We start from the raw sequence: 21,223 nt of genomic DNA, 5'->3' as shown, positions 1-21,223 counted from the left end.
CTTTATCTCCATCCAGAGCTGTCATTAACAGCTCTGGATTTTAATAATATCTATTCTCCACTCAATAAAAATACTATTCACTGATCAACTAGGCCAATTCATCGCCCTACACAGTTTCAGGCAAAACTTTCCTGATTCTGATTTCTGGACCAGCTAAACCATCCCCATACATTTTCCAGAGCTCCACTTAACCATCCTGCATCACCATCAGCAGGTAGGGTTTCCTCTATATTTCGAAATGCTTCAAAGTTATTAGTGTCTTCTGTTCTCACATGCAGGAAGGTTTTTCCATGGGCATAAATGGCGGTACTGGAATTTTCGATTAAAGACGCAGGCGAAATATCTACATTAGTTGCAACTTCAGCTACAGTTTCAACTGCACGCGCAGTCAGGCTGCGAAGACCAAACGCTTTAGCTAATTTGCGCCCTGCTGATGCACCTTCTATCGCTGCTGTCGCAGCTACGTCTCCAACCCCTTCCAGTGTTTTCTGAGACTCAGACACCTGAGAACCCATTGCAGCCGCACTTGCGGCAATACCTGATTTAACCAGATCGTCATTTAAAACAGCGGAAACTGTGCCGGATGCAATGCCTACCTCAGCACCAGCTAAGCTTCTGTATTCACCCGTCCGTCCCTGCCGTTTTAAAACAGGATCATTCACGCTTGTCACACCATGAGCAACCGCCGCGCTGCCAGCACTTCCACCAGCCATAAAATTACCTGTCGCAGTAGACAAATGCGCGGCTGTGCGCCCGCGGAATAATTTGGCGTAAGCCTTAGATAAAGAGCGTGAAATAGGGCCAGCAAAAACACCAACAGCTCCGGCAATAGCCCCGCCTGCGGCAACCACACCAACAGCAACAGGTATCGCCAGCCCTGCGCTTGACACAACCCCCGCAATGGCAACCGCGACACCGACACCAACACTTACGCCCCTGAATCCACGAATAATATTTCTCTTCTGCTGCTCTGTTTTTGCTTTACTAAGCGCATAATTAAGCAACTTTTTATATGCTTTTTTATATACGAACTTTATGGCAGGCCCTGCAATTTTCTTAACTACACCTACTGGGCTGAAATCAAAAGAAAAATCAAAATCAAACGAGAACGATGGTCTGGAGAACGAAGGTAGAGAAAATGATGGCCAGGAAAACGACGGTCTGGAGAAGCTTGGCAAAGAAAATCCATTGTTGAATATTCCACCGATCAACGTAATGACGTTGCTCATCAATGATGCTCCTCCATCACTATCAACGCCGTTGACGGGGTTATTATGCACCATACTGAACATATTTAATCCATCAATAATGCCACCGGGATCTGCACTAAGCCAACGTCCCGCCCATGGCTGATAATATCGCAGGCCGTAATAATAGAGCCCGGTTGCATCTCTTTCTTTTCCTGAATATCTGTGAAACTTATAAGCTGCTTCAGTCTGATTTCGAACAGTCCAGATTGACGTTCCACCATAAGGATAATATTCCTCTTGGCTGATAACTTTCCCGGCTTCATCAACTTCCATCGCACTACTGCCGGTAAAGTTACTGTAGGAATAACGTAACTGGTCACCTTCAATTTCGGCTGGCTGACCTGACACCCAGTGAAGTAGCCTGACGTGGCCCGCGGTTATAATATGTAGCTCTTCATTGAGTGTATTTCCCCTGAACATCGTTCTTAATTCCAGTCCGGGAAGATAGACTGTTCGCGCTTTACGTTGAGTATTGCCATTCAGATATTGACTGACTTTAACCAGCCGCTGACTGTCTTCATTATAGCGATACCATTCTTCATCCATCTCAGTGTCGCGACTAACCGGAGTTACTTGAGATAATTCTCCGCGTTGGTTATACGTAAGCTTCTGACCCGGCAATAATGAAGTTTGATGTCCACCAGCATCAAACCAAGTATCTACTTGCTCCGGATCAGTGGTAAACGCGCTCAGTACCGCACGATTGTTGCGAGAAGAAACTGTCAGAGATGTTGCATGGTTATTGCGACTACCCGGCGCATTATGTTGGATTTGTGTAAGATTGTTTCCACGATCATAAGTGTAGCGACGAATGTAATTGGTATGCACGTCATCACCATTGGATACCGGAATCAGTGGTGATGGAAGAGAACTGATTGAGCCAGAAAGAGTTGACATTTCCCGGCCAGTGGCACTAACCAGTTGGTAAAACGAGTCATAGGTATATTGATTTTCGGGGGAAATTTTCTGGTTACGCCAGTACCGCACAGCCTGTGCATGATCGTAAACACTGACAACATTTCCTACCGGATCATATTTATAATGAAAATTCTGCAAAATTGTGGCCCCGGATGGATGATCGGATGGCCGTTCAACCCGGCTCTCAGACAACCTCTGGGTTTTTTGTTCATACAGATTTGTTGTCAAGATCCCATTACCATCTTTTTGGGTTAGTGTCTGCCCTGCGGCAGAATAGGTCAGAGATGCAATGATATTTTTTTCTTTTCCCTGTGCAGGGGTTAACCAATGACTTTTTAACTGGCCTGCCCGGTCATATTCGTAACGCAGCTGATTACCCATAGCATCAGTTTGTATCAGTAGCGCGCCAGTGACATCCGCCGTCATACACGTAGTAAAACTATTCCCGGAAACATTCCCGGAAAATAAGGTATTCCAATCATTAGGTGTATTTCCCTGCCAATCAGCTTCTATATCATCTGGCAATAGCTGACGGGTTATTCTTAGGGGACTTCCTAATAAAGATACGCTCTGACATTCTTCACGGCCTGCCGTATCGTAGCGCGATACACAGGTTCCAACCAGGTTATATGCCTTTTCTTGTTCACCATTTCCCGACCAAACAAAACGTTCAACAACACTGAATTCTTGATCTGGTGCTTGTTCAGTAATACTCAGCAAGCGCCCTGCCAGATGGTTTTCCTCATATAAATATCGCCGTTTCACTCCCATTGCATCAACACTGATAACTGGCCGTCCTGCAATATCATTTAATGCCGCCGCAACGCCATCATCGGTACCTTCTGTTTGGAGAGCCATACCGCTCAAACTTTGGATACTGGCCCTGTCTGGTTTTATGCTGTTATCTCTTTTCCACAAATCATATTGACGTGGTGAAAAAATCCGCTCCGGAAAGCCAGCCAGCGTATATTGACTAAAAGAAATGCGTTCATCAGTAAAATCCACAGTATCCGGATGGCGGTAATACTGAACCGTTCTGACGTTTAAACCACGGTTATCCATAACTACAACGGACGGGGTTTTTGAATATAGTGTCTGTGCCATTCGATGACTCCTGAAAAATGTTTCCCGATATGTCGGTGGCTAGAACATTTGTTATTGATTTACTTCCGCTGCTGTGTCGTTTTCATCCTCACTGACAACAAACCAGGGAGTCATTAACGTCCGTCGCAAATAACCTGCCGCAGTCACTACTTGCCAGACACGCCCTAACGGGTCATAACAGTTTGTGTCAGCGAATAAATCGCGGCGTGCACTATCATCTTTTACGTAGTGCCAGTCATTGAGAAAGTAAGGCAGGTATGTACGCAGAGGCTGACCTTTTCCGTCATATTCTGTCCTGCCGGATACCGCCCATCTGAAATCAGTTTGTTCATTTATAGGGGCTCCAGTTTCATCAGAAATAATCGTCCCATCATCATTTAACAGCCACGCGTCCCCTGCCTCATGCCTGACTGCGGTTTGTAACGTTCTTCCGAAGCCATCACTGAAAGAGATACTTTGATGCAATTGTTGTTCTGGATCGCGGTCATATCTGTCCGTCGAAATACTCAGCATATGAGGCGGGAGATGAGGATCTGTTTTTAAACTTACGGTGGGGTTTCGTAGCAGATAACGTTTAAGAGCGAGCCGACCAATGTAATTATCTTCGGTGAGTAAGTCTTTAGAGTCAGTAAATTCCGTTGTTGCCCGCAGCATCCAGCTCAGTGGATCGTACACTGCAAGCCCGGCCACAGGGATCCCCGGTTTCAGTTCAAGAGCTTTATCGACAAGAGAAGGCACAATAAAAGGTGTAACTTCATTTTCTGGTTGGGTGTACCCCTGCATCAACCCTTCTTCCAGTCCCCAAAATCTTACGCTTGTCACTCTTCCAAGCGCATCATAAGTGGTAGTAGAAATATTGTCATTTGCGTCAGTTACCATATTGACAACGTTAAAACGGTAATCATATTGAGCAGATGCAACCGAGCCTGTGGGGCTTTTTTCCTGAATTACAGCACAGAAATGCGTATCCCAACCAATAAGGTTTCTGCCAGTCATTAAGGTCTGACGTTGCGCCAGTGGTCGATAAAATCCTTCTGCCCCCGCAAAATCGGTGTAGCTATGGCGCCCAACCCAAACGTTGAATACATTATTATCTTGTAAAGGTGCCGGAACAGACTGCCAACCCGCACCTTCAAGCTCTTTCTTAAGTTCATCCGAGCTCATTATTCCAGCAAAAGCTTTTAACGAAGTCTTATTAAATTCAGCAACTTCTGTGTAGGCAACAAGGGGCGGAAAATCCGGTTTTCCTCCGGCACCTGTATAATTCACCACAGAATGCCCCAAATAATCATTTTCCGTTCCAGGCAGTACTCCGGCATTATCAGTAGCATCGAACCATTCCAGCGATAATCCTCTGTCAGGCACGATATCCTGAGATAGTTCCTTCGCATCACTGCGTGAGATCGCTGGCAATCCCGGTATCCATGATGTTTCGTCAAGTAAATGGTGATATTCGTAGCGCTGACGAGTCAGACGTAACAACATTTGTTGATCGTCATAACTGCTGTCAAACAAGGTTTCTGGCAAGGTATCCGGGTATGGCGATGCTGTAGGTTTATGCCGTCGGGGATAAGCAATGCTCAAAGTATCTGTCGGAAATCCCAACACATCACTTTTCAAAATAATCTGTTGGCTGCACTGTGGATCAACGGTAATACGCTCATATTGGTAACTCCGTGACTCCAGAATGGATGGCCAGGCTGAAGGTTCATTTACTGATACTCCCGCAATTATCCGGATTTGAGGGCGTGACTCACTGACAGCATACGGTATTCCTGCCAGCTCTGTACCGTCAACTCCGTACACTTCACTGCGTAATGGCATCCCTTTCATTGCCCGGTTTAACCAGTACATTTCCTCTTGACCGGGAGTGATTGTGATTTCACGGTTGGTTGTAGCATCATAGCGGGTAAAACGAGGAGTAAAATGCGTAAAAGCCTGTTTATCTCCTTGCCAGTATTCGTGTGGTAACAGACAATCCAGCTCTGGTATTCCCGTTGCAAACCAGCTAATAGTGCGGGAGGGGGCTGGTGTTTCAGCGACTGTTCCATGAGTAGCCCCTGCCTGTTCATCGGTATCCGTTTGCGTGACTCGCCCAAAACCACGGTATTCCCGCTCCCGCCCGTCCCATGCCCCATGAGCATAATCACAACGGCTTGATAGTCGGTTTCTTGTAATCTCATCTAATACTTCTGTACGCCACAAGAGATGGACCGGGAATGGCAGGTAACTGGCTATCGTACGCCCTTCCTCGGCCGCCTGCTGTTTTTCATCCAGCCAGAATTGAGCAGAACTGCGATAAGTTAATACAGTATCACTCCCCATATTGTTGTTTATCGCATTCAACAGCCAGGGTTTCTGTGTTGTTATTTCCAGACGCCAGTGCTGTACGGAGAGGTGTGGCACAGTCAGAATAATGCTGGTAACCCCAAGCCCTCTCGTGTCTGCCATCTGGAGTTGACAGGTGTCATCAAAATGCACTCCAGATGGCAGATCAATTTTCAACGGCGCTGCGAATTGATTGCCGCTTTCATTGATATAGAGCTCCATATAAGTATCACGGACATAAATCAGATCAGTGGTGCCGGAACCGTCTATATCCGCCATATACAACCGATTGGGGTTAAAGGTTTCCCCGATGATTTGGAAACCCGGCAGGGTCAACGGTTCACCAAAACGTCCCCATCCCAGATTTGGCCAACAGCGAACACCTTCGGCAGAAACTTCTACGAGATGTTGCTGCCCAGATCCCGTCATATCACTGAATGCAACTAACTTGCGCTCATCTCTTCCGGGTATCGGTAAGGGAATAATTCCTCTGTGTTCGACATCTTGAGCTTTATCCCATCCTGTTTGGCTGTCAGCCCAGAACCGAACACTCTTGGGGCCAATAAGTGCGATATCGGGTAATCCTGTGCCAGTGATATCAGTCAGTTGAGCTTGTGGATGAAAATATTCCACCGGAATAGAAGACAAAGGGATAAATGGCGTCCATTCTCTCTCCGGCGTCATAGCGTGGTAACCTCTGAGCCCGGCGGCTGTGATCAACCAATCCAGCCGTCCGTCACCATTGAAATCGATCAGCATGGCACTGTCCTGCTGAACCGGAATATGGGGCAACGGTTTTGCCGTATCATAGGTGACAACATCGGCTTCATCTGCTGCCATATCTCTCACTGGTGCGCGATACCACCAGGTGCCGGGAATATCCTGATAAAGCACACCGGGAATTCCCTCACCATATAAATCGACTAATTGATAAGGCTGGAACGCATTAAAATTTTCCAACTCAGGCATCTTCTGCCAGTTCAGGTTGAAATCATTTTCAAAGCGCTGATAATCGACTTCCAGCGGAGCCAGAGTAACCGGTGTACCATCTGCTTCATGTGCCAGACGACGCGCACTCAGTAGCAGAGAAACATTGTTGTTCAGGTCATAATCCAGGATCAGACGGGATACCAGTGCCGGAATTTCATTCGTGACGTTTTCCCCTGCCAGCATCTGCAAACGGTGAAACATCAGAAACCTGCCGACACAAACGGCGTGTGCGCACTTCAAAACCAAACTGATAGCGGGAAAAACAGTCCGGCCGGCACAACCACTCGCCGGAAGTATGATATTCCGGCACCGTATAAAGGGAGGAGGAACGCTCGCCATAATCAAACACCAGATGAAACAACCAGGCATCATCCGCCGGAATACCGGATTTCAGCGCGATAAATGCCGCTTCCGGGAGAATATTGCCGTAACAGACTTTCACCAGATAACGCTGAGCATACATACCGGGGTGCTGACGAAGTTCATCGGCATTGCCGCCTGCATCATCTTCTGCACGATAATGATAATAAATATGTTCCCCCGTTGGCGTTACCGTCTCTTCCAATAACCAACAGGCAATTTTTGTTGCATCTTTCGGATCAGAAATCTGAGCGTGGTTGTGTTTTCCTAACAGATGTACCTGCCCATCTGTCGCAAACATGACCCAAAAAGGCTTATCCTGACCGCTTTGCTGCGGCTGCCAATACTCCAGCTTGCTGAAATCATTGACAATACGTGGCTGATAACGGGTGACGATATGCGGTTGCTTCAACGCAGTTCCCAGTAATGAAGTGGCAGTACGTCGATCTGGCTGCCCTTTTGCGTCGGGAACAACAGACAACACTTCGCCGGAAGGACCGAGAAACGTATCCTCTCCTCTATATTGAGGCACACCATGAGATGTCCGCAGGCTGATTAAACCTGTTCCACACTGCCATCCCATACCAAATGCCCCATTGCCCGCTGCACTGCTGTAACTTAATGCCAATGCCGGAGCAACTCCCCGACCTCCAGACACGGGTAATGGCAGTGAGAAAGACGCCAGTCCATCCGGCCCAATTGCCCCCAACGATTCCCCCATTCCGTAGAGTGCCCCTCCTCCTTTCGGTAACGATGGCATCTCCAGTTTCAGATCTTTTGAACTCTGCATATAACTCTCCCTCAACAGGCTCTTGAAAGAGTCTGTATTTCTGTAGTCAATTATCAGGAACGGATGGTGTTGCGAATGATTACTCTATTTTTGAACAAATCCCTTGCCTGATCTGATATTAAAAAAGTTAAACAAAGTATTATTTTAAATAGCAGAATAAAATGGGTGATTTTACTAAACCTTTACTTTAATCACTTAATTAGACCTGTTTTTCTGATTGGTGAGTTAAAATTCACTATGGAATTTTGTCAAGGTTTTATTTTTATCATGTCATATTCATTATTTAATGCTGGGCATTATAGAAGAACAATTTCTTTTTTTGTTGGAAGAATAGAATGATAAAGGCAGTATTAATTTAGCAAACATTGTTGTTAATTTATGTGGCAGTGATTTAAATGTGTGGAGGTGGGGATGATAAAAATGGGGGGTATCACTAATGAAAGCTTATTCAGTCCAAATTACTGAGACAGCATCTCAACTGACACATATTAATCTATATAAGATGGCCAGTTGAGGTATAAGAATTAATATTATCATTCAGTAAAACAACTTCTATTTTACTTTCAGGCTCAGCATACCTTTGTTTCACTGCTCCACTACGTAACACAAGTACCTCATGACCAGGACTGACAACTGCATAAACAGAGACAACTTGATATTCTCTTTTATCCCAAGAACCGACTATAATAATAGGCTCATCGCCATTCTTTTTATTAATAGTGCTTTTCCAGCCAGAAGCAGGCCCAACATTCACAGCAGTAAGCTGACCTCTAGAGTTTCTTAGTCCCCTACTTCTATCTAATTGCATATCTTGTGATGTATCATTGATTTGTTCTATAGACATTTTCATTTTCCCTACACCATTTTAAGATTAATTGAATATTTTTCCTGCCCATTTATATCAATTCTTCCAACAAGAATTGATAATGAACAACCCCGCCGCAAGCAGCGGGGTTGTTCATTTCTGAAGTTAGCCAAAACTACATTGAATAACCGCGGAAATAGATGCATATGAATTAATATGAACTGTGCTACCACTTATATTACTCCACTGCGCCTTTATAATAGAAATGTTAGACGCAAGAGAACAACTGGTAACTAGTGTGAATGGCATACGTCCATAGGCTTCTGGACTCTTGTTACTGTAAGTAAACCCACCAAAAGCTAATCGTTCACCTTGATCAGTTATAATAATAAAACGCCCTCCAGGAAAATTGTTGCCTGAAGCATAGGGAGTTGGCACATTTAAGGTGATTAATGCTGTTAAACCTGGTGAGTCAGAATACCTTGAAACATCAATTTCCAAACCTGGTATATCAACATAATTTGAACTTGATGTTTGTATGGGATTGTTATACGGATTTATTGATGCAAATACAATTGCCATAGTTAATACTCCCGAGTTAGTTATTTTCACTTTTTATTATTTAAGTCCATCAATAATGCTTATCCTGATTTTTAACTTATATAAATCACTACTATAATGATAATACATCATATAATTCAGGCTACATTATCATAAACCCCTATTATTTACCCATTTGAAAATTGAAAAAAGAATTGCTATTTATTAACAATGCTTGCTATTAACAATGCTTGCCTCTGCGCTACATCATCAAATGCACCCGTTTTTAACTCAAACTGATAAGATGGATACCCACATGGTGTCCATCTTTTATTATGCTACATACTCTAATAATTTTTACATCAATCATGACTTTCCCTGCTAATGATTACGTTAATTCCCTTCTCTCTGAGAGCTGTAACGTATTCAGGTGAAATACTTTCATCAGTAATGATGATATCTACTAAATCACCTAAGTTAATGAGTTAATGAGTTAATGAACGCAAGGATATCGTATTTCCTTGTGTTCTTAATAGCGGCCTATCGGCTAATGGAAGCCAGCCACTCAGAACGAAACTATATCTGCCGGATTAAATATGCTTTTCATGCCCAGAGCACCTTTAATCAATGGGATAACCATCGGAGAGAAGTAGGAACCCAACGGGATACTCAAGTGGTCGATGCGGGTAAGCATGGTAAAGTCGTGGTTGCGTCCGGTGAGATCATCGCTGATGGCTTTGCCAATGCGCACCGTTTGCGCCACTCCATGACCGCTCCAACCATGCACTATATATACAGGGACACTGTCACCACTTTTGCGGGCATCGGTAGCACCATTCAGGGTCAGATCGCTGATCCCACCCCAGGAGTATTCCAGTTCGGGGTTTTCCAGATACGGGAACACGGCTTTGATACGATTTAATAAATAATTATTCACATCACGCGGAGACCAGGAGTTTCCAGTGCCTTGTCCACCAAACAGCAGGCGGTTGTCGCGCACCGCGCGATAATAGTCTATCTGTAACTGTGTATCGTAGACTGGCAGATCTGACGGGATTAACTTTTTGATATCCATTGACAAAGGTGGAGTTACCGCTATATAGGTGAAAAAAGGCACTGTAGTGGAAGGGCCGGAGATAAATTCATCGCTGGAACCATGCACTCCCAGTACTACCGCTTTACTTGCCCTGATAACTCCCCGCTCAGTTTCTATAACCTTACGGTTGGCATCCTGCCTGATACTCTTCACTTTCGTACCGTCATAAACTCGTCCCCCCAGTCTGGCAAAACCATAAACCAGGCCTCGCAGCAGCGCCAGAGGCTGAACCTGTCCACCAATGCTGTCAATATTAGCACCATGATAGATATCTGAACGTACATACTCTTCCTGCAATTCGTGTGGCCCAATAATCTTTGCTGCCGTATCTCCCAGCTGATACCGGGCATCGGCATTAGCCACCAATGACCCCATATGGCCTGGGTGTATCGCTGCGGTAATATGACCGTATTTGCGGTCGCATTCAAAACCGTAACGCTCGCAGAGCTCATCCACAAGATCCATTGCTTCAACTGATGCAAAATGCCATAAACGTTTGGCTTCATCGGGTGAGAATTTCTCCAGTATGGTTTCAGCCCCCCAACGGGCAATACCGGGTGTCATTTGCCCGCCATTACGGCCAGAAGCTCCCGAACCGATGCTATCCTTTTCGACCAGAATCACATCCACCCCCGCTTCAGCAAGATGCAGTGCTGTGGAAGCTCCCAGCAACCCGCCGCCAATAACTACAACTTCACAACTCTGGTCTTTAGAAAAGCCACCAAAAGCCGGCCAATCAGCCAGAGCGGCTTCATAGTAGTTGGCTGGCATAGCCTTGACAGCTGCATCTCTATGCCAGTTCCAGATCCGCGGATCCAACCCCAGCCGACTGGTTCTATGCTGTGCATCCTGCAACAGCGTCGGACGGAATCGGTCAATATTATTGACGGACGGAACATCGACCGTAGTTAAGATCTGGGCGAGCAGAGATGTTGTGGGAAGTACAGATGAAAGCACTCCCACCCCTGCGAGCGTCGCAGCAATAGAGATAAAATCTCTTCTATTTATTGTCATTTCAGCACCCCTTTAGTGACCCGGAATCACCCATTAGCCTGACCCGGGATATTTTCCTGTGAGTGAATTTGGTTTTCTGAACTGTATTTATTGCTGCCCACCTGCCCTTTCAGAGTCGCAAGAGCCAGTAGGATAACAGTGCCGGCAAACGGGATAAGATGTAACAGTAACCACCAGGCGCTACAGTTAATATCGTGCAAGCGGCGGGCATTTACCGCCAGCGCTGGCAAAAATGTGAGCAGCAGATAGATAGCGCTGAACCACCCCATATAAATTTCGGGATTGGCAACAGCAAACAGCCTTTCCAGGAAAGAAATGATGAGAACAGCCAAGATCTGGAACAGAATGAAATACCAAAACTCCTTACGCCGGGCTCGCCCACTGAAACAAGCATAATTCTTTAAGACATTTAAATACCAGTGCATTATTGTCTTCTCCTGTAAACCAGCGAGTTCCCCGGCTACCACGCGCATTAACTTTCCTTCTGGGGAAAACACTGGCTCACTCAGTATTACTCTTACGCCAACGCAGCGTTATCTGTTAACGAAGCATAATTTAGTTAAACCATCACTTTCCCTCTTTACAATTCAGATCAAGCAGCACAGATTTCAGAATGTTGAGCGCCTCGTCAAAAACATCATTTTGTATGGTCAGTGGCGGAAGGAAACGGATCACATTGCTGTGTACACCGCATGTCAATAAAATCAGACCGCGTTCCAGTGCTTTTTGACGTACCGCGTTGGTAAAACCAGCGTCGGGTTCCTGACTGCCCTCACGGTTAAACTCCACCGCAATCATCAGCCCAAGCCCACGCACGTCGGCGATCTGTGGGACACTCGGCCGCAGTTCATGCAAACATTGTTTCAGCCGCTCCCCCAGTTGTATCGCACGTTCTGCCAGTTTTTCTTCTTCGATCACATCCAATACCGCATGACCAGCCGCAATCGCCACCGGATTACCTCCATAGGTTCCCCCCAGACCACCCGGCACCACAGCATCCATTAGCTCTGCCCGTCCCGTTACAGCCGCCAGCGGCAATCCTCCTGCCAGACCTTTTGCCATCGTGGTCAGATCAGCCGTAACATCATGATGTTCCATGGCAAACAGTTTGCCCGTACGCGCGAAACCAGTCTGGATCTCATCGGCAATGAGTACAATACCGTAACGATCGGCAATTTCGCGTAGGGATTTGAGTAATTCGGGAGGCGCAGAGTAGAAACCGCCCTCTCCCTGTATCGGTTCGATGATGATGGCAGCGACGCGCGTGGGGGCAATATCGGTTTTGAAGAGATTATCCAGCGCGTTCAGCGTCTGTTCCACGCTGATCCCGTGCAGCCCTACAGGAAACGGAACACGATAAACATCGCTGACCAGCGGGCCGAACCCCATTTTGTACGGCACTACTTTGCCTGTTAATGACATACCGAGGAAGGTACGACCATGAAAAGCGCCGCTGAAAGCCACCACGCCACTCCGCCCGGTGGCAGCTCGCGCGATCTTCACGGCATTTTCTACTGCCTCAGCCCCAGTAGTAACAAAGACGGTCTTCTTCACAAAATTACCCGGCACCAGACGGTTCAGTCGTTCGGCTAGCGCTACATAATTTTCGTAAGGCACAACCTGATGACAGGTATGGGTAAACTGTTCCAACTGCTCTCTGGCTGCGGCAATGACGCGCGGGTGGCAGTGACCGGTATTCACTACGGCGATACCAGCGGCAAAATCAATATAGCGTTGTCCATCAACATCCCAGATTTCGGCATTTTCCGCGCGTTCAGCATAGACTTGTGTGGTCACGCCAACGCCTTTGGCGATAGCCGCGCTGCGCCTTTTAGCTAACATAGATTCAGTCATAAGTAAAAACTCCTGAACAATCTGAATAAGTGGGCTTCAGCAGACAAACGCCTTGTGCGATTCAGTGTGTGATGACGGCAAGATCACCAGACGCAGTGAAGGTACTTCACCTTCGGCCGATCGGTTAACACTTTGGCTCTTCAATAATGAACCTGAACGTACTCCCGGCACAGTCGAAGTCACGACACGCGCATCGTCATTAATAATCAATGCTGGCTTACCGATAGCGCCCAAAACCGGCAGAAGTAACCTATCCAGCGTTGACACCAGCATATCCATCGCCGCAACACCGACAAACTCCTCACCGATCAGCACTGGATGGGCTATCGTAATCGTGTAGGCACCATTGCAGACATAATCGACATAGGGGCCGTCAATGACGGGAAGATGACAACTGGCCGGCTGACGGAACCATTCAAATAATCGGAAATCCAGACGTCTACGCTGCTCCTGATTGTGTTCCAATTGCGCATATTGAATGGTATTTCCTTCCTGACGCCACCATTCCAGCGTCCAGTACCCTTTCTCTTCCCCAATGGCCTCCGTTACCGCATAGCTGGCAAATCCTGCTCCGTTACACCAAGTGTTGTTACGCAATACCTCGTGGATATGTTTTTGCAATGCGCTGCGCTGCTCCTGCGTTAATCGGATACCTTCCGTATGATATAACGGCAATTCCAATAAAATACGCGCTGTCTTATCCGCCAAAGCTGCGGTGGCCTGCTGCGCCGCGACCAAGATATCGTCCAGGATGCTCCTGGCTCGTTCTATGTGTATGTCGTTGTACATATGCCTCCCTCTTTCCCGGAATGAATGTAGCCGCGTTACTCGCGATCAGATTTCTACAGGAACGACACATCAGTATCCATACGAAATTTGCATTCAAGCAGGTGGTCGGTAATTCGGGTAATCATCTCCTGTGCCAGCTGGTAACAAGCGAGGTCATCCCCCTTATACAGGGCCGCCAAGAGAGTACGCCAGGCGGCAATAACTTCGCTGTGAACGGCTGCCTCTCGGTACAGAAGATCCATCAAAGGTGCCCATTCGGCCTGAATCTCCAGCTCCTGATTGGCAAGCCTGGCCGACTGTGCCTGGGATGCCAGAGTTAACAGACAACGCATATCTGCCTGTATACGGGCATCCGGTTGCATCGCGGCCGCAAAGCTGTCGATCAATTGCTCAAGCTTTCTTAGTTCACCCGATGTTGAACGTTGAGCCGCAAGCCTCGCGCTGTGGCCGATCACAGCACAGTGAAACTCGCTGAAATCCGCCAGTTCACCCGAAGCGATCAGCCGCAACGGGTGATATTTCCGCATTATCTCAACGGAAACCTGGCACACAAAACTACCACCATGACGTCCGCGCCGTGTCTCAATCAACTGCCTGGCACGCAGTGTGTTCAGGGCGTCACGAACTGTGACCGGTGACACACCTAACAACCGCGACAGCTCGTTTTCATTAGGCAGCTGTTCATCGGTCTGTAATATCCCGGAGATGATCGCGTTGCTTAAACGTTCCACAACCTGTTCGGTCCGGGTAGCCTGATCGAGTGGTGCATAGACGATGGAATATGCTGTCATTCTCTAATTCCTGGTCAAAATATCACGGGATTTCAGCATGTCTGCAAACAACACTAAAAAATACCGTGGGGATGCAACGCTTGCGTATCTTCTGGTACTGGGGTGATCGCATCCCAAAGCTCAGCAACTTGGCCGTTCTCAACACGCCATAGCTCAAAGTAACTGTGACGTGCTCCGGCAATACTTCCCTCCGAATGAGTCAGAACAAACTGCCCGTCGGCTACGGTATGGTGGATTTTTACATAATGCAGGCCCCTTCCTTCATCTCTGAGTTGCTTAAGAAATGCAATGACCGCAGCCGTACCATCGGGAATATCGGGGCTGTGCTGGCGAAACTTTTCACCATTGGTGTAGTTTCCAAACTCATCATAGTGTCCTTCGATCAGGGCGCGCGTGAAAAAGTTAACCACCAGTTCACGGTTTTTCTCTCTGTCATGGCTATGGCCCGTTTCAGTCGGGCCATCCAACTGGGTTCGGCCACTCGCGTTAGGCGCGGACTGCGGCACTAAGCCGTCCCAATGCTCCACAATTAATCCATCGGCCACCCGGTACAAATCAAAACCGACCAACGGCTGATCGTCTAATCCCGTAAAACGCCCGTGGATAGCGACCAGGTCACCGTCCTGTAATACGCGATAGGTTTCATGGTGTAGTTCAGGATGTACCTGAACCAGCTCCCGCAACCCGGCAAAACCATCTTTGACTAACGGAGAATGCTCAATGAAATTCGGCGCAAAATAACGCTCAAGTGCCCCCACATCACGGTTAGTAAACAACTCGTGGTGCGCGCGTGACACCAAGTCGCGCGGAGATCTATTTTGATTATTCATTATGGGTGTCCTGTATCAGTCGTTGGAACTCATCACGTGTTTAATACGCGTATATTCATCGAAACCATAAGCCGACAGATCCTTACCGTATCCAGAGTTTTTAAAACCACCGTGCGGTGCCTCTGCCGTAAGAGGAATATGGGTGTTAATCCAGACTGTTCCAAAATCAAGCTCACGAGACAAGCGCAACGCGCGACCATGGTCGCGGGTCCAGACACTGGAGGCTAGCCCATATTTCACATCGTTAGCTTTCTCTATGGCATCCTGTTCTGTCAGGAACTTCTGTACAGTGATAACGGGGCCAAAAATCTCAGTCTGAATCATTTCATCGTGCTGCTCCAGACCAGTAATCACCGTAGGTTCAAAGTAATATCCCGAACGATCGGCCTGACAACCTCCTGTTTCGATACGGGCATGAGCGGGTAAACGTGCAATGAACCCTTTGACCTGCTCCAACTGACGAATATTATTAAGCGGCCCATACAACGCCTCTTTATCTTCTGGATCACCAAAACGGATGGCCTTAGCTGCTGCTACCAGTTTAGTAATGAAGATATCGTAAACAGATTCATGCACCAGCACACGTGAAGCTGCCGTACAATCCTGACCAGCGTTGAGGTATCCCGCAGTAGCAATGGTTTCCACCGCTTTATCTATATCCGCATCGGCGAAAACAACCACTGGCGCTTTACCTCCCAGCTCCAGATGTGCTCTGGTGAGATTAGTCGCCGCCGAAGAGGCAACCTGCAAACCTGCACGTACAGAACCAGTGATGGAAACCATAGCCGGAGTTTTATGTGAAACTACCAAAGCACCCGCGCTGGCATTTCCCAACACCACGTTGAAAGTACCTGTCGGGAAGAGCGGAGCGGACAATTCAGCCAGCAACAAAGTACTCTCCGGTGTAGTATCACTCGGCTTAAGCACCACAGCATTACCTGCTGCCAGAGCAGGTGCTATCTTCCACACCGCCATCATCAACGGATAGTTCCATGGGGTAACCTGCCCCACTACGCCCAGCGGTTCACGCCGGATACTGGTGGTCATACCAGAAAGATATTCAGCAGTAGCCTTGCCTTCCAAAAAACGAGCTGCACCGGCGAAGAAGCGGATATGATCCACCGACGTCGCAATTTCCTCAGAGGCAATCAAGTGCTTGAGCTGCCCGGTATTACGGCTTTGCACCTCAATCAGACGTTCAGCGTTTTTTTCTACCACATCAGCCAGTGCTAGCAACGCCTGCTGACGTTCCGAGGGTGTGCTGCGCCCCCATATTTTAAATGCTGCTTTAGCCGATGCATAAGCATCATCAACATCCGCGGCACTCGCGTTAGGAGAACGCGCGTAAGATTTACCAGTGACCGGACTTACTAAATCAAAATATTCGGAACCTTTAGATTCAATATACTGACCATTAATAAAATGCCTGAGAGTTGGTATCGGCATTGCTACCTCCTGGTGGATTGAAAATAAGATATAACCTATGATTTAATATATTTAATGGTTGTATTATCGTCAAATTTGTATAAAAAATGTAAAATCAAGATAATTTAGATACATACATGTAACTTTCAGCATTTCCACCAGGAAAAATATGTAAATCTGTGAGTAAGATCGTGGATTTCATATACCGATGAAAAACAGGTCAAACCAACGCCCCTGAAAATCTGTTTGATTTTTAGTCGATGGAAACTACCTTCCTCCAATTATAAAAACCTTCAATGATTTTGAAGACTGCCACACTTGTGATATGGCTCCCAATTTTGGTCACCGTCATGGAGGTGAGATAGATTCACGCATTATTACAACGAGGAACATCGCCACAGCGAGATACTTTATGTCACGCCGTCACAACGGCACGGGGGGAAGAATTACACCTCCTGCAAAAGCTGAATTAGTAGAAAACAATAAATATGCAAGAGAAAATGAAGTTAGCTTTACAAAAGAGATAGAGTTTTTAAATATAATCATAATTTAACTTTCTTTTAGTTGATTTAAATTGATATTAATTTCATTTTAAAAAATACTGGATTGTCTAATAATATATAAATTTAACTTGACTTCATTTGAAAGATAAAATGATATTTATCTTTCAAAATCACTTCATTACATTCGCAGTTTTAATTCATTCCTTATTGATTCCTTATCAATTAATAATGCTCTAACTAGAACTAGTTTATAATTAGATAATAAAACCAGAAGACTGAAAGAGTTTTTCAGTTTTATTCTTCCAAATAAAAGTTAAAACCACCGACTAAAGTCGGTGGTAGTTAAGTTTTAAACAAACTTACCATTATTTAATTTCTTCAATATAATAAGTTTCTGAACTAGCCCAAGATATAACTTTGTATTTTTCTGATATAATTTTCTTATCTTTTTTGTAATAATCCATTACTTCTGCGGGAGACCAACTACGCCCATATGAAAAAAGAGCACCTTCACTAATTAGACTTTTAATTATTTTTAACTTACTATCTTCATTATCTACGGATAGTTTCATAAAATCTACAAATGGATCTACAGATAAATCTACACCTGCATATAAATCTCTAAGTTCATTAGTTACTAGAGAAAAGCTTAATAATTTCATTTTGTTAACCAACTCATTTTCATTCTTTGTAATCATAAGTTCCAAAGTATTGCTTACTATATCTCTAACAATAATTGAGTTATCTGGAAGTTTATTCATTTTACGTTTACCTTTAACATAACTGGGGTGAAAGTAGGAATAGAGTTATAATCAGTTCAGTAGATCTTCAATAAATCAAGAAAGGTCTCAGTTCTATAAATTTCTTATTTAAAGATACTTGAAATTTTTATTTAAACTGAGATCTTTTAAATATTTAACTAATCAGTTGAACAGGAAAAATAACTTCTCTACCCTCAATATAATCCCAAGTTACTTTATTCAATTTTTTAATAACAGTAGTGTCTATAGGCATCAAGAACATTAGAAATGCCTCTAATTCTTGATAACAGCTATCATCTCTCCGGCTTCCTCATCTATACCAACTTCAACGAAACCAAAACTGGCATAAAGATTTTTTGCAACGAGATTATTCGGATCATAACTGATTGCTATTGTTTCCAGCTGATCTGTGCGTCTGATTTCATCAAGCGCCAGCGATAGTGCTTTACGCCCAATGCCCTTGTTTTGATGGTTTTTATCCACCATAAACCGCCAAATCATTATTCTTTGGTTGTCATCCGGTACCCACATGAAAAAACCAACAGGCTCCCCATCCAGACAAACTGCGCGCGTTTGGTATGAAGGGTAAAATTTGGATTCAGCAAGGGAAAATGCATTTTCCGCAATATAGTCAAGTTGGTCATCAGTTACTGATAGGTCACAGACAGCTTCATAATTGTTCTTGTTTACGTCAGTTAAGGTAATCAACATACACCACTCCAATATGGGATTGTAAGTCAAAATTTTATTGTATTAATTTTAGTCTGTTTTTTTGAGCATTAACCCAAATAATGGGTTCTCAACGACCGGGATAACGGCAATATCGAATTTGTCTGGCTCCGGCAAAAAATCAATCTCCATTAATGCAGCAAATCGTGACGTCGCCAAATAGGCTTCTTCAATATCATCCGCATATATCACCATCCCAAATTCATTTTCATCCAGCGTTGCGAATCGACAGTTACGCGTGTTAAACAGCACATAACCGACTACATCAGGATCTTTTTCAATTAGCCCTAATGTATCGAGTTCTTTTTGAAGTTTTTTGAGTTGCTTATTTTTCATCATAAATTTCCGCTAATTATCCTGAGTAAAGAATCCGCAATGTCCCGTGCATCAGCCTGCACTATCTCCAGAATAAAATCTTTAATTTTTAATAGAGTAAAATCAAATTTTTCCAGACGGATACTTTCTGCTTCTGGGAATGCGCGTTTATACCACTCAAGTCCTAAGTTAACATCAGATACAGGAATTAAAAGTGTGGCTGGTTTCATCATGATTACCTATGTCATAGCAACCAATTAACTCTACCGTTTCGAAAGAATTTATCAAATTCTTTCTTGACTAAAGATAAAGAACTTTCTCTAATCAATAGCTAAATGAAAAAATCAGTGAATTATCTACAAAAAGAGGGCAACCATGATTGTTTTTGTGACAGGGGCAACCGCTGGTTTTGGTGAAGCGATTACACGAAAATTCATTAAACATGGCTCTGTGGTCATTGCTACAGGACGCCGTAAAGAGCGTCTGGATAGGTTAAGAGAAGAATTAGGTGAAAATATTTATCCTATTCAGTTAGATGTAAGAAATCGGGATGCAATCGAGCAAGCTATACGGGAATTACCCGATAACTTACGTAATATTGATGTTCTTGTGAACAATGCTGGTCTCGCATTAGGGCTGGAGCCAGCACATCAGGCCAACCCTGATGATTGGGAAACCATGATTGATACCAATACAAAAGGTCTGGTGAACATGACCCGAAGTTTATTACCTAAGATGGTAGAGATTAATCACGGTCATATTATTAATATTGGTTCAATAGCAGCAAGTTGGCCATATGCGGGTGGTAACGTATACGGGGCGACAAAAGCATTTGTGAAACAGTTTAGTTTAGGACTTCGTGCTGATTTGCTCGGAAAAAATATTCGGGTAACAGATATTGAACCAGGGTTGGTTGGAGGAACAGAGTTTTCTCAGGTTCGCTTTAAAGGTGATAATGAAAAAGTGAATAAAACTTATGAAGGTGCTGATGCCCTGACCGCTGATGATGTTGCAGAAGCCGTATTTTGGGTTGCGAATCTACCTGCCCACGTCAATATCAATACATTAGAAATGATGCCGGTTTGCCAAACATTTGCAGGTATGAATGTACACAGGAATTAATATCCCATTTTTTGATGAATCGTTAGTGCTATAGGTGTTATTTTATGCCCGATATAACGTAGTTTTCTAATATTGATATATTTTATTCTGGGTATCACTCAATGAATACTTTATGAAAGAGGTTAAAACATGAATATTCATCGTTCCTTAATAGCCAAGATTATCCCTGTAATTTCTCTTCTCTTGCCATTATTTTGGCAGACACCTGCTTTTTCCAATCCTTGTACATCAAGTAATTGCATCACTATCAATGGTGGTGGTGAAAACTCAATGACTAAAGAAGATGCTCGACAGAGCAAAGAGGAATGGAACGATCAACGGTCTCTACGTAATAAGGTTAATAAACGCAGGGAAAAAGATTTTGATAAACATGAAATCGATGTTGACAATCGTGATGCTTGTTTGAAAAACTCTAACCTGAATGCTTATTGGGAACCGAACACAAAACGCTGTCTGGATATCAATACAGGTCGCCCTATTGACCCCGAATAAGCCACACCTGCATCAATAAAATTAAGGAGATAAGGTGAAAAAACTCTTGCTAACCGGGGCTATGTTTATTGCTGCTTCTGTATCTTCTGTTACACAAGCCTCGCAAGATCCACAAAATCAAAATTCACAAAATATAGTGAGTTCACAAAATCAAAATATAGTGACGTGCGAAAGTCTGAAAGAGCAAATTGCACAAAAAATCATTAATAATGGTATTAAAGAAACAGACTTCAAACTTGAAGTTGTTGCGAGTGCTCAGATGGATTACGGTAGTGGGAAAGTTGTCGGAAGCTGTAATCATGGTAAACAAAAAATTATTTATACCCGATTCACTCACTCCGCTGACGAGAAAAAGGCCGATAATTAACACAGTTAAAAAGACAAAAAGGGAGTTAGCATATACTCCCTTTTTTGTTT

20 protein-coding genes are annotated in these 21,223 nt (G+C 44.8%); 4 read left to right on the top strand and 16 right to left on the bottom strand.

Annotation, left to right across the window (positions count from 1 at the left end):
• Window positions 1-116 precede the first annotated feature (116 nt).
• The 12 genes from BDD26_RS15015 to BDD26_RS14965 all read right to left on the bottom strand — a co-directional run bounded on the left by BDD26_RS15015 (window position 117) and on the right by BDD26_RS14965 (window position 16,905).
• Window positions 117-3,272: an RHS repeat-associated core domain-containing protein gene (locus BDD26_RS15015; protein WP_115826984.1), complete on the bottom strand. Its 3,156-nt coding sequence runs from the start codon at window positions 3,270-3,272 to the stop codon at window positions 117-119.
• Between the two features lie 51 nt (window positions 3,273-3,323).
• The gene (locus BDD26_RS15010; RefSeq protein ID WP_342353470.1) at window positions 3,324-6,791 is read right to left on the bottom strand and encodes a toxin TcdB middle/C-terminal domain-containing protein; all 3,468 of its coding nucleotides are present in this window, start codon (window positions 6,789-6,791) and stop codon (window positions 3,324-3,326) included.
• A complete protein-coding gene (locus BDD26_RS20675) occupies window positions 6,745-7,740 on the bottom strand; it encodes a SpvB/TcaC N-terminal domain-containing protein (protein WP_342353469.1) in 996 nt (331 codons plus the stop codon). Before BDD26_RS20675 ends, BDD26_RS15010 begins: the two co-directional genes overlap by 47 nt.
• A 493-nt stretch (window positions 7,741-8,233) precedes the next feature.
• Entirely contained in the window at window positions 8,234-8,584 is a 351-nt protein-coding gene (locus tag BDD26_RS15005) for a hypothetical protein (protein WP_147299023.1), read from the bottom strand.
• Window positions 8,585-8,710: 126 nt separating this feature from the next.
• A complete protein-coding gene (locus BDD26_RS15000; protein WP_115826982.1) occupies window positions 8,711-9,127 on the bottom strand; it encodes a hypothetical protein in 417 nt (138 codons plus the stop codon).
• Window positions 9,128-9,650: 523 nt separating this feature from the next.
• Entirely contained in the window at window positions 9,651-11,195 is a 1,545-nt protein-coding gene (locus BDD26_RS14995; protein ID WP_115826981.1) for an NAD(P)/FAD-dependent oxidoreductase, read from the bottom strand.
• Window positions 11,196-11,221: 26 nt separating this feature from the next.
• Entirely contained in the window at window positions 11,222-11,668 is a 447-nt protein-coding gene (locus BDD26_RS14990; protein WP_244922747.1) for a DUF805 domain-containing protein, read from the bottom strand.
• 94 nt (window positions 11,669-11,762) lie between these two features.
• The gene (locus tag BDD26_RS14985; protein WP_115826980.1) at window positions 11,763-13,049 is read right to left on the bottom strand and encodes a 4-aminobutyrate--2-oxoglutarate transaminase; all 1,287 of its coding nucleotides are present in this window, start codon (window positions 13,047-13,049) and stop codon (window positions 11,763-11,765) included.
• A gap of 36 nt (window positions 13,050-13,085) precedes the next feature.
• Window positions 13,086-13,838 (bottom strand): cache domain-containing protein, encoded by a 753-nt coding sequence (locus BDD26_RS14980; RefSeq protein WP_115826979.1) that lies wholly within the window; start codon window positions 13,836-13,838, stop codon window positions 13,086-13,088.
• A gap of 53 nt (window positions 13,839-13,891) precedes the next feature.
• The gene (locus BDD26_RS14975; protein WP_115826978.1) at window positions 13,892-14,629 is read right to left on the bottom strand and encodes a FadR/GntR family transcriptional regulator; all 738 of its coding nucleotides are present in this window, start codon (window positions 14,627-14,629) and stop codon (window positions 13,892-13,894) included.
• A gap of 53 nt (window positions 14,630-14,682) precedes the next feature.
• Entirely contained in the window at window positions 14,683-15,459 is a 777-nt protein-coding gene (locus tag BDD26_RS14970; protein WP_115826977.1) for a nuclear transport factor 2 family protein, read from the bottom strand.
• A 15-nt stretch (window positions 15,460-15,474) separates the two neighbouring features.
• A complete protein-coding gene (locus tag BDD26_RS14965; protein WP_115826976.1) occupies window positions 15,475-16,905 on the bottom strand; it encodes a gamma-aminobutyraldehyde dehydrogenase in 1,431 nt (476 codons plus the stop codon).
• A gap of 391 nt (window positions 16,906-17,296) precedes the next feature.
• Here BDD26_RS14965 and BDD26_RS19605 point away from each other — a divergent pair, with 391 nt between their 5' ends.
• Window positions 17,297-17,437 carry a hypothetical protein gene (locus BDD26_RS19605; RefSeq protein WP_170140414.1) on the top strand — a complete coding sequence of 47 codons (141 nt, stop codon included), beginning with the start codon at window positions 17,297-17,299 and terminating at the stop codon, window positions 17,435-17,437.
• Between the two features lie 315 nt (window positions 17,438-17,752).
• On the opposite strand, the gene BDD26_RS14960 is transcribed toward BDD26_RS19605, so the two are convergent.
• The 4 genes from BDD26_RS14960 to BDD26_RS14945 form a co-directional block, all read right to left on the bottom strand.
• Entirely contained in the window at window positions 17,753-18,148 is a 396-nt protein-coding gene (locus BDD26_RS14960) for a hypothetical protein (protein WP_115826975.1), read from the bottom strand.
• 273 nt (window positions 18,149-18,421) lie between these two features.
• Window positions 18,422-18,859: a GNAT family N-acetyltransferase gene (locus BDD26_RS14955; RefSeq protein WP_115826974.1), complete on the bottom strand. Its 438-nt coding sequence runs from the start codon at window positions 18,857-18,859 to the stop codon at window positions 18,422-18,424.
• Between the two features lie 48 nt (window positions 18,860-18,907).
• Window positions 18,908-19,213 carry a hypothetical protein gene (locus tag BDD26_RS14950; RefSeq protein ID WP_115826973.1) on the bottom strand — a complete coding sequence of 102 codons (306 nt, stop codon included), beginning with the start codon at window positions 19,211-19,213 and terminating at the stop codon, window positions 18,908-18,910.
• Entirely contained in the window at window positions 19,213-19,422 is a 210-nt protein-coding gene (locus BDD26_RS14945) for a hypothetical protein (RefSeq protein WP_115826972.1), read from the bottom strand. Before BDD26_RS14945 ends, BDD26_RS14950 begins: the two co-directional genes overlap by 1 nt.
• A gap of 145 nt (window positions 19,423-19,567) precedes the next feature.
• Here BDD26_RS14945 and ydfG point away from each other — a divergent pair, with 145 nt between their 5' ends.
• From ydfG to BDD26_RS14930, 3 genes are all read left to right on the top strand, one after another.
• A complete protein-coding gene (gene ydfG / locus BDD26_RS14940) occupies window positions 19,568-20,314 on the top strand; it encodes a bifunctional NADP-dependent 3-hydroxy acid dehydrogenase/3-hydroxypropionate dehydrogenase YdfG (RefSeq protein ID WP_038262484.1) in 747 nt (248 codons plus the stop codon).
• Window positions 20,315-20,443: 129 nt separating this feature from the next.
• Window positions 20,444-20,806: a DUF1283 family protein gene (locus tag BDD26_RS14935; RefSeq protein ID WP_115826971.1), complete on the top strand. Its 363-nt coding sequence runs from the start codon at window positions 20,444-20,446 to the stop codon at window positions 20,804-20,806.
• A 34-nt stretch (window positions 20,807-20,840) separates the two neighbouring features.
• Window positions 20,841-21,173, top strand: coding sequence for a DUF1161 domain-containing protein (locus tag BDD26_RS14930; RefSeq protein ID WP_115826970.1), 333 nt, complete (start codon window positions 20,841-20,843; stop codon window positions 21,171-21,173).
• Window positions 21,174-21,223: the final 50 nt, after the last annotated feature.

This window comes from Xenorhabdus cabanillasii, from assembly GCF_003386665.1.
Taxonomy (GTDB): domain Bacteria; phylum Pseudomonadota; class Gammaproteobacteria; order Enterobacterales; family Enterobacteriaceae; genus Xenorhabdus; species Xenorhabdus cabanillasii.
The sequence above is the reverse complement of the archived record's forward strand: the minus strand, read 5'-3'. Positions and strand labels throughout refer to the sequence as shown.

Bases quoted from the DNA above. Each gene is read 5' to 3' on its own strand.
- BDD26_RS15015 (WP_115826984.1), bottom strand. From the start codon at position 3,272: ATGGCACAGACACTATATTCAAAAACCCCGTCCGTTGTAGTTATGGAT.
- BDD26_RS14955 (WP_115826974.1), bottom strand. From the start codon at position 18,859: ATGTTGATTACCTTAACTGACGTAAACAAGAACAATTATGAAGCTGTC.
- BDD26_RS14950 (WP_115826973.1), bottom strand. From the start codon at position 19,213: ATGAAAAATAAGCAACTCAAAAAACTTCAAAAAGAACTCGATACATTA.
- BDD26_RS14995 (WP_115826981.1), bottom strand. From the start codon at position 11,195: ATGACAATAAATAGAAGAGATTTTATCTCTATTGCTGCGACGCTCGCA.
- BDD26_RS14980 (WP_115826979.1), bottom strand. From the start codon at position 13,838: ATGTACAACGACATACACATAGAACGAGCCAGGAGCATCCTGGACGAT.
- BDD26_RS14965 (WP_115826976.1), bottom strand. From the start codon at position 16,905: ATGCCGATACCAACTCTCAGGCATTTTATTAATGGTCAGTATATTGAA.
- BDD26_RS15010 (WP_342353470.1), bottom strand. From the start codon at position 6,791: ATGTTTCACCGTTTGCAGATGCTGGCAGGGGAAAACGTCACGAATGAA.
- BDD26_RS15000 (WP_115826982.1), bottom strand. From the start codon at position 9,127: ATGGCAATTGTATTTGCATCAATAAATCCGTATAACAATCCCATACAA.
- BDD26_RS14985 (WP_115826980.1), bottom strand. From the start codon at position 13,049: ATGACTGAATCTATGTTAGCTAAAAGGCGCAGCGCGGCTATCGCCAAA.
- BDD26_RS19605 (WP_170140414.1), top strand. From the start codon at position 17,297: ATGTCACGCCGTCACAACGGCACGGGGGGAAGAATTACACCTCCTGCA.
- BDD26_RS14960 (WP_115826975.1), bottom strand. From the start codon at position 18,148: ATGAATAAACTTCCAGATAACTCAATTATTGTTAGAGATATAGTAAGC.
- BDD26_RS20675 (WP_342353469.1), bottom strand. From the start codon at position 7,740: ATGCAGAGTTCAAAAGATCTGAAACTGGAGATGCCATCGTTACCGAAA.
- BDD26_RS14970 (WP_115826977.1), bottom strand. From the start codon at position 15,459: ATGAATAATCAAAATAGATCTCCGCGCGACTTGGTGTCACGCGCGCAC.
- BDD26_RS14990 (WP_244922747.1), bottom strand. From the start codon at position 11,668: ATGCGCGTGGTAGCCGGGGAACTCGCTGGTTTACAGGAGAAGACAATA.
- BDD26_RS15005 (WP_147299023.1), bottom strand. From the start codon at position 8,584: ATGTCTATAGAACAAATCAATGATACATCACAAGATATGCAATTAGAT.
- ydfG (WP_038262484.1), top strand. From the start codon at position 19,568: ATGATTGTTTTTGTGACAGGGGCAACCGCTGGTTTTGGTGAAGCGATT.
- BDD26_RS14975 (WP_115826978.1), bottom strand. From the start codon at position 14,629: ATGACAGCATATTCCATCGTCTATGCACCACTCGATCAGGCTACCCGG.
- BDD26_RS14935 (WP_115826971.1), top strand. From the start codon at position 20,444: ATGAATATTCATCGTTCCTTAATAGCCAAGATTATCCCTGTAATTTCT.
- BDD26_RS14945 (WP_115826972.1), bottom strand. From the start codon at position 19,422: ATGAAACCAGCCACACTTTTAATTCCTGTATCTGATGTTAACTTAGGA.